Below are 11,773 nucleotides of genomic sequence, written 5' to 3'. Positions count from 1 at the left end.
CCGCGATTTCGCGCGCGGCAATGGCGCAGTACTACCGTTGGGGAGTGACGACTTCTCGTCGCGGCGGTGATGTCGAAGTGAGCCGCTATGTCGCGGAGATCGCCGCCCGCATGAACGAGCGGGTGAGCGATATCGCCGCGATCCTGCGGCGCGCTCTCGAGGACGAGATCCCCGAATTGCGGGGTGACCCCCGCACCATCGAACTGCTCGGCGCCAGCGTCGAAGGCAATGTCGACACCATCCTGCACTCGCTGCAGCACGACATACCAGTTGCACGGATCAACGCTCCCACCGCGGCCATCGAATATGCCAGACGCCTTGCCCAGCACGGAGTTCCGGTCAAGGCCCTGGTGCGTGCCTATCGGGTCGGGCATCGGCGGATGACCGAGTTGGTCTTCGCGGAATTGCGGGCCGGCGCTATCGCGCCCGCCGACGGTGTCACAGTCGCGGAGGCGATCACCACCGCGACGTTCGAATACATCGACTGGATCACCATGCAGGTCGTCGCGGTGTACGAGACCGAGCGCGAGCAGTGGCTGCAGAGCCGCAACAGCGCCCGCGCGCTGCTCATGCGCGAGGTGCTGTCCGGGAATAAGCCGATCGATATCGATGCCGCGACCGAATCCATCCGCTACCCGCTGAGTTGGCATCATCTGGCGCTGATCCTCTGGTATCCCGATACCAGCGCCAGCAGCGACGAGCTGACCCGGCTGCAACGCTTCGCCCGTGAGCTGGCCGAGGCGGTCGGCGCCGAGGCCGCGCCGCTGTTCGGGGCCGCCGACCGGACGAGCGCATGGGCCTGGCTGCCCTATCGATCCGAACAGCCCGATGCGGTGGCCAAGGTCCGTGATTTCGCGAGCAAGCGGCCGGACGCACCGCGTTTGGCGATCGGCATCATGGGCCAGGGGATATCAGGGTTCCGCAGGTCCCATCGGCAGGCGCTGAGCGCACGCTCGGTCGCACTCACCCGCACCGACGTCGAAACGACGATCATCGCCGCGAGCGATCCGGGGCTGACGACCGCGGCGCTACTGGGCGCCCGCGCCGAGGTCGGCGAATGGGTGAGCGAGGTACTCGGCGAACTGGCCGCCGACAACGACAACGATGCCCGGCTACGCGAGACGCTGCGGGTTTTCCTGCGCACCGGATGCAGCTACAAGGCGGCTGCCGCGGAGCTCGATCTCCATTCCAATTCGGTGAAATACCGGGTCGGGCGGGCAGTTTCGCGACGCGGGCGGCCGATCACCGACGACCGGCTCGACGTCGAGCTGGCGCTGCTGATCTGCCACTGGTACGGCGCAGCGGTACTGCGGCCGAATTCGGACTGACCGCGGCGACAATCCCGCGCGCAGACTTCGTTCCTGGAGATCAGCCGCGCTCAGAGTAACTTTTCTTGTCACTGGCCCTCACTGGCCGGTCACGCCCGAGAGTGCGGGCGGGGGTCAGCCCGGCGGCGTTGACTTGCGGATGTCGAATTCTGTTGCCAGACCGACCACTTCGAGGACGCGTGTGACGCAGTAGGAGCCCTCGATACACATCGCGCAGTGGCGCCGGTCGGCGAGCTCACGAGCCGCGATCAGGGCGCGGATGCCGGCCACGCCGAAGAAGGTCACCGCGCTCATGTCGACCAGGGTCGATTCACCGAACTTGAGACTGCCCAACAGCGCCTTGCGGAATGCGGGGGCGGTCAGGATATCGATCTCACCCCCGACGGTGCAGACGCGGGTATAGCCGAGAGTGGTCGTGGCCGAGGCGGACACCACGTGGAGGGGATCGATTCGGTGATTCATCGCCATCACCTGGTTTCGGAGGGTGGTACGCCGGTCGTGGCTGAGCCTGAACTGTCGTCCTCGCGGGCAGCGTGGTGCTGTCATCCCCGGTCGGGTTCTGGCCCTGTCGGTTTCATCGGGTGGCCGCGCAGTTGGTCGCGTTCGGCGGTGAGGGCGGTGTTGGCGTCTTCGAGATCGAGGATGCGCGCGATTCCGGCCAGGTTGATCCCCTGCCCGGTCAGGGCGGTGATGCGTGCCAGGCGGGCGAGGTCGTCGCCGCTATAGCGGCGGGTACCTCCGCCGCTGCGGACCGGGGTGATCAGTCCGTGCTGCTCGTAGAGGCGCAGGGTCTGTATGCCGATGCCGGACAGTTCGGCGGCCACTGAGATCGCATACACCGCCTGCCCGGCCGGTGGCAGATGGCCTGGTTCGTGTCCCAGCATCGTGTCTATCTCCCTGTACTCGCCCATCGTGGCCCGCCCTCAGATTACCTCCACAAAATCCTTGCAGTCTCCTGTCGAGAGTGCTAAATAATATCTATGCCGGATGGCAGAGGTTATCTGGCTTACTTTGATCGAGAATGGAGTGAGTTGGAGGTGGCGACCATGCTGATGCAGACCGATCCCTTCCGTGACCTGGATCGATTGACGCAGGCGGTGTTCGGCACCCCAGCGCGTCCGGCGGTGATGCCGATGGACGCCTGGCGTGAGGGCGACGAGTTCTTCGTGGAATTCGATCTGCCCGGCATCGACCCGGACTCTCTCGACCTGGACGTCGAACGCAATGTGGTCACCGTGCGGGCCTCACGCCCCGAGCTCGACCCCGACCGGTCGATGCTCGCCGCCGAACGCACCCGCGGGGTGTTCTCCCGTCAGCTGTTCCTGGGTGATCACATCGACACCGACGCGATCCGCGCCGACTACCGCGACGGCGTGCTGCGCCTGTCGATCCCGGTCGCGGAGAAGGCCAAACCCCGCAAGATCGAGATCACCCGCGCAGAACCCGAACGCCAGGCCATCAACGCCTGACATCCGCCCAGCCATCACGGGAGGTCCTGTGATGATGTGCCACATCGGTGAAACAACCAGCCGATCCGCCGGGCGGGCGTGGTGGCTCGAGCCGGGGTTGCTGGGGTTGGATCCCGACGTCGAGGAATTGTTCGCCGAGGTCGACGCCGTCTTGTGTGAGGCCGCCGGTCGGTGGCCGCCACGGCGGCGCGAGGTCCCCGCACCAGGGCCGCGCCGTGGCGCTCGCCTGTGCGGGAGGCGGGTCATCGGGCGGGCGGGCCGTCGGCCGACCCCCGTCCGTGCGGCCGGGCGGGGCCCGCCCTGCGCAGGCGCCCGCGCCCGATAGTCACACCGGCTTGTGAAAGTGAGGTGATGCCTGTCAGACAATGCGACACAATGGTTCTCGCGTGGGGCGCGTCGTATCGACCCCCGAGCCTGCACCCTCGCACCACATCCTCGCCGACCCCGGTTGGTCCGCGAAACCGGTGCCCGGCCACCGCACGTGGCAGCAGCAGGCACTGCGATACCCGCCCCACAGCGAGACACCTTCTTGCACAACGTAGTTCGATCTCTTCCGTCGCCGGGTGGGCCCGCTCAGCCCTCTTGCTTGCGGGCTCACCCACCCCTCCGTCCCCCACCCCCGGCGCGCGCCTGTGCCGGGGTTCGTAGACAGGAGACACGCGATGACCACCCTGTTTCCCGCCGGCAGCGACCTCGACCGCGCCGAACAACACGCCCTCGTCGACGACCGTGATCGCGACCTCGGCCCCGACACCACCGCACTGCACCCGCTGGCCGAACGTGTGCGCGCCGCGTTCGACGCCGCCGATATCGCCGACCGCATCGACCAGAACTGGATCACCCCCCGACCCCGCGACGACGATGACGACTACCGCGATGACGACTACCGCCTCGCCTACTGACCCCGCCCACCCGGACGCGGTCCTGCCTCGCTGGCAGCGCGCCCGGGTCGAGTGGGTCGACACCGCGAAAGGGTTCGGGTTCCTCACCCCCGACACCGGCCCGGCCGTGTTCGTCGACCACCACGTCATCGACGTGCCCGGCTACAAAACCCTCACCGCCGGACAACCGGTCATCTACACCGCCACCGACACCCGCCGCGGACCCGAAGCCACCCGCGTCATCCCCTACCCCGGTGTGTCCGGCCCTCACAGGTGCCGGGCACCCGTGACGACGATCCCCACCGACCGACCCACCCGATCAGCCACCGATGCCGCTGCACCATCCCCACCAGCTCCTCGGCCTGCTGGCGTGCACACCGATCGCACTGCACTCACTGGCCCTGCTCGCCGCCACCACCGGCCTGCTCCACGCCCTACGACACCCCACGACCACCAGACCGGAAAACCTGCATGAGCACCGCAAACCCTGACATCGCCCCCGCCCCGGCACCGCATGCGGACACCGACCCGGACACCATGGTGGTGTACTGGCCCGAACCCAGCCCGCGACGTTGCTGGTGGGAGACGATCATGGGCCCGGCCATGCCCGCCGACCCCGCGGCCCCCCGCTCACCCGACCCCCGCCACCCCCGCGCCCGCGATCCCTTCCTGCACCCCCGCCCGCCGACGCGCACCGGCATCCGACCCTGACCCAGGTGACCGTGCGTGCCGGGCACGCACGGTCACCACGCGACACGGATCGTCTGTCGACCGGTCAACCTCGGTCGGGGTCGCAGGGCGTGGCGGCCCAAGCCCTGGCCTCGGCCGGAGACGGGTGTGTGTGCCGAGATCGCGTGTTCACCAGGCGAAGTCACCGAGCACCCCCGGTGCCGACGGACCCGATCTGTGGCTCATGCCGACCGAGCAGCCCCCTCTCGCAGCCGCGAAGCCGCCCGGCCAGCCCGATCGGGATCCTCAGCAGGCGGCTACCGCGACCGCCCGAAGGTGAATTCATCCGGCCCTGTCGGGGCGGCCCTGTGTCCGCCGACGCCCGGACGGATTCGATTCGCACCGATTTGACCCTGTGGCTCCAGGGGTTGGAGTGGGGGCTGTTCGTGGCGCTGACGTCCCAGGACTCGCCTTGACCGTCACGCTCGGAATACAAGGTGCACATCCAGTCGCCACCACATACCGAGGAGGAGGCCGTGTCCTCACCGAACGGGCAATCCCTGAGGTTGAACACCCCACGTTCGGTGAAGACCACCGCGGCACCCTCGTACTCGATGTCCTCATACAACGTCGGGTTCACCCCAACGCAGGTTTCGAGCAGGCCAGCAGAATGGTCGCCGGCGGGCAGCACGTAGATGGGCTCCCGCCGAAGCTCGATATCGACGGTGTCGGCATCGAGCGCACCCGAGTCCAGCTTTTCGGAGTTGCTCATGATCACACCCTTTCTTCCATCGGAATCCAGCTATGCCCAAGCGATGCCACAGCATCTGCGCAATCATCCCCCCAGCTGCCCCACCCGGAACCAAGATCAGACGAATCCGACACCGTCGGGTACGACACCGACAACCACGGACACCCGAATCAGCAAACACGCACGTCAGAGACAAAACACACGATCGCCTCGCCCAACTGCATGGCCTACTGACGGAGGCACTGCTCGCGGATCTGCGCGCCGAGGTCGGGGTCGACGACGTAGGCACGGTGTCGGGCGATATCGACATCAACCCGCCGCAGGCGGTGCTGGCCGTCCTCACCGCACCGGACCGGGATTCAGATGCCCGAGCGGGCGCCATGACGTTATCGGGACGGGCTCCCCTGGCTGCTTGACCGGATCCTGGGCGCACGAACGCCTACCTAGCCGTCGGAGCACCGAACCCCGCCAGCCACCGCCTCCCGCACCGACCCGTGAAGTTCTCGCCACTGAAGAGGACTTCGGACTGAAGACGACTTCGAAACCTGACAGCAAGACAACATGATTTGATCCACACTGGAGCGAAATCCGGCGCTAAAGGTTCGGCACGTGCCAAACTGCCGGAGCCAATCAGAACACGGCTGCTGGCTCTGATCGCGCCGCTCGGCAGCGGCGGGGAAACACCGGACGGTGACGCTGAGGACGGGCGAGCGGTCTTGGCGGCGATCCGGTCGGATCCGGGCAATGTCAGCCTGAACACGATGCTCACCGAGATCGCCAAGCTGGAGACGGTCCGTGTGGTCGGCGTACCGGGTGATGTGTTCGCCGACGTCGGGCCGAAGATCGTGACCGGCTGGCGGGGGCGCGCGGCGGTGGAATCGCCGAGCCACCTGCGCGATCATCCACTCGAAACGCAATTGACCCTGCTGGCAGCATTGCTGTGTTGTTGGAGCCGGGCGATCACCGACACCTTGGTCGAGTTGCTCAATTCCACGGTGCACCGGATCAACGCCCGCGCGGAGGTGCGGGTCACCAACGAGCTGATCAAGGAGTTCAAGCGGGTCACCGGCAAGGAGAACCTGCTGTTCAAGGTGGGCCGAGGCGACGGTCGACGCGGGCGACAAACTGGCGCGCGCCACGGTGTTCCCGGTCGCGCCGCAGGGAGTGCTGCGGGATCTGGAAGCCAGAACTTGCTTGCGCTGTAGGCGACATGCCACGGCAGGCCGGACAATCCGGCGGCCGAGGAGACATTCACCAGGTGTCCGCCGCGACCGTTCAGCAGATCATCGACTCGAATGCCAAGGAATATCGCGCATACGACGTGTTCGCCGCAGCAGTCGAGGTTTTCGACGGCACGGACCCGTTCCTGCGAGCTGTGGCTGCGTCCGGACGAAACCCGCAGTGGGCAAGCAGTATTCGGTCCTAGATGACGAACTCGGATCGCCTGCATCTGGTGGTGAACCGACGGCAACCGTGCCCGCTTACTCGACCGCATCAGGGGCAAGATCCGGGCCTTTCCCGATACACATTCACGCTCGCCGTCAATAGGTTCGGAGCATGGGTTGTCGAATTCTCCTCACAGGACTGGCAGTTGGCGCCAGTCTCACCCTGCTTGGCTGCTCGACCATCCGGCAGACCGGAGCCGTGCAGAGCGATCTCGACGCGCTGACCGCAGGGGGTGTGGCAGGCGCGATTGCGACCATAGACACCCCCCACACCTCCATCGTCCTCACCAGCGGGGTAGCCGACCGCTCGACAAACGAACCGATGCCCGACCATGGTCAGGTTCGGATCGGCAGCGTCACAAAGACTTTCACCGCCGCTATCGTGATGCAGTTGGTCGCGGAGGGAAGAATCAAGCTGGATGCGCCGATCGATACCTACCTGCCGGGCGCCTTGGCCGGCGATGGCATCGACGGACGAGTGATCACCGTTCGCCAGATCATGCAGCACCGCAGTGGAATCCCCGAATTCTCGGGCCAACCCGGTGCGGACGAACTGGTGGCTGCCTCCGAAAACACCGTCCTCACCCCCACCGAGGCACTGGCGATCGCACTCCGACAGCCGGCGAAATTCGCGCCCGGTACCCAGTTCTCCTATACCAATACCAACTACATCGTGCTCGGAATGCTCATCGAAAAGGTCACAGGACGAACCTATTCCACCGAACTCGAGGAACGGATCGTCCGGCCGCTCGGGCTCCATGACACCTACCTTCCCGGGCCGGGAGAGCGGGATATCCGCGGCGAACATCCCCACGGATACCAGGACGGTCCGGGAGGAGTGACCGACGTATCACGGATCGAGCCGTCGATACCATGGTCGGCCGGCGCGCTCGTTTCCACCGGGCACGACCTCAATACCTTCTGGCGTGCGTTGGTGGACGGCAAAGTGGTTCCATCCCGGGAGTTGGCCGAGATGACGACGCCGCAGATCGCGGCCACCGAGGAGGAGGGACTCGGGTACGGGCTCGGCGTCGGCTCGACCGAACTGTCCTGCGGGGTCCGGTTCATCGGTCACAGCGGCGGTATCCCCGGCTACTACACGAACTCGGGCGCCACGGACAAGCGTGCGGTGACGATCACGCTGACTCAGGCGCCGCGGACAGCAGCGAACGTCCAAGCCATGCTCGAACATGCGCTATGCCCATGAGTTGCCTGCGACCACGACCACGGCTCCACCCTCGTGGATTTATACGGCATCGGACCCTCCAGCACGGCAAGGCTTCTGGCCGACACCGGCGACATCCACCGGTTCGCCACCCGCGACCGGTTCGCGTCCAGGAACGGCACCGCACCCCTGGACGCGTCCTCCGGAGATCGGCAACGCCACCGGCTCTCCCGGGCCGGCAACCGCAGAATCAATCGCGTCCTGCACTGGCCGCAGCCAACTCTGCGTCTGTTTCGACGGGCTCTTGCCCGCCCAGCTCCGCCAACGGCACGAACAGTTCGGGGTCTTCCATGATCTCGGTCATGTACGCCTCCTCGGTTGTTTGCCTCTGAAACAAGCGATCAGGGGCGCGAACCTGGCCGGAGCACGTTGAGCCGCGCCAACTTTGGTGTTAAGACCCCGGCCGGACAAGTACGAGCCCCACGTCGATGAGACTCGGCCACTTCCAGGATCTGCGCCGCTACTCCAAACCATCGCCGCAGCCCATGCGCGACCTCACCAGCCTTGCTCGGCCCAGGGCAGAACGACGGCGCTGACCAGCAGCTACCCGAACTTCGTTGCTTTCTGCGTCATTACTACCGGAACCCCGTCGAGATCGATGTGGGCGGGATCGGTCATGATCCAGCCGGTGACAAGGCCGACGAACTGGTCGCCGCGGCCCGGGAGACACTTTGCAGCAGTCCCCGTTGTTCCCGCGGTTGAAGGTTTGAGGGCCTCGTATATCGGTGTGTGCTCGATGGTTGCGCGATAGGCTTTGGAGGTGCCGGTGAGGGTGGATGGCACCAAGGCTGTGTCGGATATTTCGGTGTGGTCGTCGAACGTCGCGCAGGGGCCACACGATGCACGTTTCGGGGAATCGATGTGGTGTACGAGTCCCTAGCGGATCGGATCATCGATCCGGCCGAACTGAGCCGTACGGCGCTGGCAGCGGCCGTGGCCCGGTTTTCGCAGGCGTGGGCGGCGTCCGGGTGCCCTCCCGACCTGTCGGCGTACCTGCCCGAAGCCGATGCCGACCGGCGTGCGGTGCTGGTGGAACTGATCAAGGTCGACCTCGAGAACCGCTGGGTTCGGCACCACTTTCCCAAGCGTCTCGCCGAATATTGCGAGCAGTACGCCGAACTGCGGAGCGGCCCACCCCCTGCGGACCTGGTCTACGAGGAATATCACGCCCTGCGTCGCAGCCCGCAACCGGTCGCGGGGGAGGAGTCGACCGAACCCGGGGCGACCGAGCCCGCGCCCACGGAGATCGGTCGGCCTCCTGTTCAGCTGGACACCACCGAATATCGCAGCACGATGATTGCCCGCCCGAGTGCGCAGGTTGCCCTCGGGGCCATCAATCCGGGTGACCGGGTCGGGGACTTCGACCTGCTGACGATGATCGGGGAGGGCGCGTTCGCCCGTGTGTATCTCGCGCGGCAGCGCTCGATGCAGCGGCTGGTCGCGGTCAAGATCTCGCACAACCACGGCACCGAGCCGGAAACCCTCGCCCAGTTGGACCACGAATACATCGTGCGGATATTCGACCAGCGACTGATCGCCGACGGTGAGCTCAAGCTGCTCTACATGCAGTACCTGCCGGGCGGCACGCTGCTCGATGTGCTGAATCGGCTGCGGTCGACCCCGGTTGATGCCCGCAGTGGGCAGGTGCTGCTCGATGCCGTCGACGGGGTACTGAAAGACAAGGGCGAGGTTCGTGCCACCGATTCGGCGGTGCGGGCTCGGATCGCCGCGATGACGTGGCCGGAAACGGTTGCCTGGCTGGGGTGTCGACTCGCCGACGCGCTCGGGCACGCCGCCGGACGCGGGGTGTTGCATCGCGACATCAAACCGGCGAACGTGCTGCTGAGCGCCGATGGCATACCCAAGCTCGCCGACTTCAATGTCAGCTTCAGTCGACACATCCGGGGCACCAGCCCCCTGGCGTACTTCGGCGGATCGCTGGCCTACATGTCGCCCGAGCAGCTCGAAGCGTGCCATCCGGAGCTACCGAGGACGGCCGGCGACCTCGACACGCGCAGCGACATCTACGCGCTGGCCGTGATGCTGTGGGCGCTGCTCACCGGACGCATCCCGTTCGCCGACGAGGAGTTCGCCGGCATGTCGGAGACGTCGCTGGGCCGCATGCTCGAACTGCGCCGCCGGCCCATCGATCCGCGATACCTGTCCGACGTTCCACCCGATTGCCCTGCGGCGCTGCGGCAGGTGCTGCTCACCTGCCTGTCGCCGGACCGCGAGCACCGCTACGGCAGCGGATCGGAATTGGCTCTGCAGCTCGATCTGTGCCTCGACGCCCGGGCCCGTGACCTCGTCTATCCACCGGAGAACAGTTGGCGGGCACGGCTTTCGCCCCACTACGTCCCGATCCTGTGGCTTATCGCGTTGGTCGCCGACGGCCTGGCGGCGGGCTACCTGTACGGGCAAACCCTGCGGTTCGGCAACGAGCTCCTGTCCGGTCCTACCCGCTCGGAGCTCTTACGGTTGACGAACATCTTCCACCTGATCGCCTGGCCTCTGGCCGTCGTGAGCTGGTTCTACATATGTCGGCATCTGATCGCGGTGCCCCGCGGCCTGCGCAAGGGCAGACGTTACGACGAGGCGATGCTGGCCCGGGTCCGGTCGTTCACCCTGCTCTGGGCCGACCTCGACGCAGTTTTCGGCCTCGTGTTCTGGACGATCGGCGCGGGGGTATGGGTGGCCATGCTTGCCACAGTGGTCCACCTTCCGCCGCGGCTGCTGGTCCATTCGGTGGAGTTCGTGCTGGTGTGTGCCGCCTTCGCAGTCTCCTACAACTTCTTCGTGCAGGCGTTCTACATCGTCCGTTGCGTGTACCCGATCTATTTGCGCTATGGCCGCACGACGGCTCGCGATGCCGCCCACCTGCGCGCACTGCACCGCAGAAGCACGGTCTACCTCGGCATCGCGGCATCGGTGCCCCTGATCGCCGTGGTTACCGGATTGAGCTACCTCGGGCAGGACGAGCGTGCGCGCATCATGGATTGGTTGCTGTGGTTGTGCGTGATCACCGGGCTCGCGTTCGTGGCCATCTACTGGCTTTTCCGAAAGCTGGAGGCCGACCTGCGGGCCCTCGAGCGGGTCATCGAGAAGCGATCGGGCGTCGAGGTCTTTGTATGAGAACTCGCGAACCTGTGGACACGCCTCGCTGAACGCTCGCGGTACGAGCGGACCGCCCAGTACTATTCCGTACGCCCATCCGCACCAGAAGGGAGTTGCCGCGGAGTTGGATCTCCAAGCCCCACAAGGACTTTCGCGACGTATCGTGCTCGGCGAACGACTCTTCGCTCAGATCCACCGCGTCATGAAGATCAACGAACTCCACACCGTCACCGTCGACGTCGTCGAAACCGCCCACAGCACCTCGTCATCGGCGCCACCTGACGGTGCGAGAACTGTCAATCCCCTCGAAGTGTGGAGGCTCCTTTATGCGGCCTCGTCTCGTGACAGGGCCGCTGCCGAGGCCGCGCGGACGGTGGCCATTCCCATCTACACCTGTCACCAGGTGTTCATGAACGGACCCTCCTACCGGCCCAACAAACGCCCTGGTGCCCGCACCGAACCCCAAGACACGCCGGAAGGACGTCGGCTAGAACCATCACCCAGGACCCACCAACTGCCCAATCCGCTGAAGTGCGGCGTGAGGAATCCAGTGAACGCTGACACGGCGAAGTCGAATCAGCTGCAGCGTCACAGGCAGGGTGCGTATCCGCGAACCCGACTGGTTTGACTACCGCTGCTGGCCCTCGGTTTCGCCGCCCGCCGCATGAACCGGATCTGGACAGCGCCGGGGGACGTCGGAAAGTCGCACACGCTGGATGCAACCTGCCGAGTGCACGCAATGTGCAACGATGCCGGAGTGGATGCCGACGTGAATGCCGACGTCAGGTCTCGGGATGTCAGGTTTTGGGACGAGGAACTCGAGAAACTACGTGGGCCACTGACGGGGTACTGCTATCGGTTGTTGGGGTCAGCGGCGGATACCGACGACGC

The 11,773-nt window shown here is 65.9% G+C and carries 13 protein-coding genes and 3 pseudogenes; 11 read left to right on the top strand and 5 right to left on the bottom strand.

Annotation, left to right across the window (positions count from 1 at the left end; translation table 11 throughout):
* The first annotated feature begins 110 nt into the window (after window positions 1-110).
* Entirely contained in the window at window positions 111-1,328 is a 1,218-nt protein-coding gene (locus ABZ909_RS32580) for a helix-turn-helix domain-containing protein (protein WP_357007610.1), read from the top strand.
* Window positions 1,329-1,442: 114 nt separating this feature from the next.
* Here the strand turns inward: ABZ909_RS32580 and ABZ909_RS32575 are convergent, their stop codons facing one another.
* Window positions 1,443-1,790: an STAS domain-containing protein gene (locus ABZ909_RS32575; protein WP_357007349.1), complete on the bottom strand. Its 348-nt coding sequence runs from the start codon at window positions 1,788-1,790 to the stop codon at window positions 1,443-1,445.
* Between the two features lie 80 nt (window positions 1,791-1,870).
* The gene (locus ABZ909_RS32570) at window positions 1,871-2,212 is read right to left on the bottom strand and encodes a MerR family transcriptional regulator (RefSeq protein WP_357007347.1); all 342 of its coding nucleotides are present in this window, start codon (window positions 2,210-2,212) and stop codon (window positions 1,871-1,873) included.
* 147 nt (window positions 2,213-2,359) lie between these two features.
* On the opposite strand from ABZ909_RS32570, the gene ABZ909_RS32565 reads away from it, so the two are divergent.
* The 5 genes and pseudogenes from ABZ909_RS32565 (at window position 2,360) to ABZ909_RS32545 (ending at window position 4,389) form a co-directional block, all read left to right on the top strand.
* Window positions 2,360-2,797 carry an HSP20 family small heat-shock protein gene (locus ABZ909_RS32565; RefSeq protein WP_357007345.1) on the top strand — a complete coding sequence of 146 codons (438 nt, stop codon included), beginning with the start codon at window positions 2,360-2,362 and terminating at the stop codon, window positions 2,795-2,797.
* 662 nt (window positions 2,798-3,459) lie between these two features.
* Entirely contained in the window at window positions 3,460-3,699 is a 240-nt protein-coding gene (locus tag ABZ909_RS32560; RefSeq protein WP_357007342.1) for a hypothetical protein, read from the top strand.
* Window positions 3,659-3,910 (top strand): annotated as a pseudogene (locus ABZ909_RS32555) (cold shock domain-containing protein); the annotation flags it as partial. The gene ABZ909_RS32560 and the pseudogene ABZ909_RS32555, both read left to right, overlap by 41 nt.
* 97 nt (window positions 3,911-4,007) lie before the next feature.
* Window positions 4,008-4,169 (top strand): hypothetical protein, encoded by a 162-nt coding sequence (locus tag ABZ909_RS32550; protein WP_357007635.1) that lies wholly within the window; start codon window positions 4,008-4,010, stop codon window positions 4,167-4,169.
* A complete protein-coding gene (locus ABZ909_RS32545) occupies window positions 4,150-4,389 on the top strand; it encodes a hypothetical protein (RefSeq protein ID WP_357007339.1) in 240 nt (79 codons plus the stop codon). Before ABZ909_RS32550 ends, ABZ909_RS32545 begins: the two co-directional genes overlap by 20 nt.
* Window positions 4,390-4,549: 160 nt before the next feature.
* Here the strand turns inward: ABZ909_RS32545 and ABZ909_RS32540 are convergent, their stop codons facing one another.
* Entirely contained in the window at window positions 4,550-5,119 is a 570-nt protein-coding gene (locus ABZ909_RS32540; RefSeq protein ID WP_357007336.1) for a beta/gamma crystallin-related protein, read from the bottom strand.
* Between the two features lie 545 nt (window positions 5,120-5,664).
* Here ABZ909_RS32540 and ABZ909_RS32535 point away from each other — a divergent pair.
* The gene (locus ABZ909_RS32535) at window positions 5,665-6,303 is read left to right on the top strand and encodes a hypothetical protein (RefSeq protein WP_357007633.1); all 639 of its coding nucleotides are present in this window, start codon (window positions 5,665-5,667) and stop codon (window positions 6,301-6,303) included.
* Here the strand turns inward: ABZ909_RS32535 and ABZ909_RS32530 are convergent.
* Window positions 6,285-6,371: pseudogene (locus ABZ909_RS32530) on the bottom strand (SDR family NAD(P)-dependent oxidoreductase); the annotation flags it as partial. The gene ABZ909_RS32535 and the pseudogene ABZ909_RS32530 overlap by 19 nt on opposite strands.
* Between ABZ909_RS32530 and ABZ909_RS32525 the strand changes: the two are divergent.
* From ABZ909_RS32525 to ABZ909_RS32515, 3 genes and pseudogenes are all read left to right on the top strand, one after another.
* The gene (locus ABZ909_RS32525) at window positions 6,357-6,524 is read left to right on the top strand and encodes a hypothetical protein (protein ID WP_357007631.1); all 168 of its coding nucleotides are present in this window, start codon (window positions 6,357-6,359) and stop codon (window positions 6,522-6,524) included. The pseudogene ABZ909_RS32530 and the gene ABZ909_RS32525 overlap by 15 nt on opposite strands.
* Before the next feature lie 218 nt (window positions 6,525-6,742).
* Window positions 6,743-7,750 carry a serine hydrolase domain-containing protein gene (locus ABZ909_RS32520; protein WP_357007333.1) on the top strand — a complete coding sequence of 336 codons (1,008 nt, stop codon included), beginning with the start codon at window positions 6,743-6,745 and terminating at the stop codon, window positions 7,748-7,750.
* Window positions 7,751-7,783: 33 nt separating this feature from the next.
* A pseudogene (locus tag ABZ909_RS32515) lies at window positions 7,784-7,915 on the top strand (transposase); the annotation flags it as partial.
* A 396-nt stretch (window positions 7,916-8,311) separates the two neighbouring features.
* On the opposite strand, the gene ABZ909_RS32510 reads toward ABZ909_RS32515, so the two are convergent.
* Window positions 8,312-8,551, bottom strand: coding sequence for a hypothetical protein (locus tag ABZ909_RS32510; RefSeq protein WP_357007330.1), 240 nt, complete (start codon window positions 8,549-8,551; stop codon window positions 8,312-8,314).
* Between the two features lie 81 nt (window positions 8,552-8,632).
* On the opposite strand from ABZ909_RS32510, the gene ABZ909_RS32505 reads away from it, so the two are divergent.
* Window positions 8,633-10,900: a serine/threonine-protein kinase gene (locus ABZ909_RS32505; RefSeq protein WP_357007327.1), complete on the top strand. Its 2,268-nt coding sequence runs from the start codon at window positions 8,633-8,635 to the stop codon at window positions 10,898-10,900.
* Window positions 10,901-11,773: the final 873 nt, after the last annotated feature.

It is taken from the genome of Nocardia sp. NPDC046763 (assembly GCF_040645495.1).
GTDB lineage: Bacteria > Actinomycetota > Actinomycetes > Mycobacteriales > Mycobacteriaceae > Nocardia.
This window is presented reverse-complemented; position numbering and strand designations above follow the sequence as displayed.

Bases quoted from the DNA above. Each gene is read 5' to 3' on its own strand.
- ABZ909_RS32570 (WP_357007347.1), bottom strand. From the start codon at position 2,212: ATGCTGGGACACGAACCAGGCCATCTGCCACCGGCCGGGCAGGCGGTG.
- ABZ909_RS32580 (WP_357007610.1), top strand. From the start codon at position 111: ATGAACGAGCGGGTGAGCGATATCGCCGCGATCCTGCGGCGCGCTCTC.
- ABZ909_RS32545 (WP_357007339.1), top strand. From the start codon at position 4,150: ATGAGCACCGCAAACCCTGACATCGCCCCCGCCCCGGCACCGCATGCG.
- ABZ909_RS32550 (WP_357007635.1), top strand. From the start codon at position 4,008: ATGCCGCTGCACCATCCCCACCAGCTCCTCGGCCTGCTGGCGTGCACA.
- ABZ909_RS32575 (WP_357007349.1), bottom strand. From the start codon at position 1,790: ATGAATCACCGAATCGATCCCCTCCACGTGGTGTCCGCCTCGGCCACG.
- ABZ909_RS32560 (WP_357007342.1), top strand. From the start codon at position 3,460: ATGACCACCCTGTTTCCCGCCGGCAGCGACCTCGACCGCGCCGAACAA.
- ABZ909_RS32540 (WP_357007336.1), bottom strand. From the start codon at position 5,119: ATGAGCAACTCCGAAAAGCTGGACTCGGGTGCGCTCGATGCCGACACC.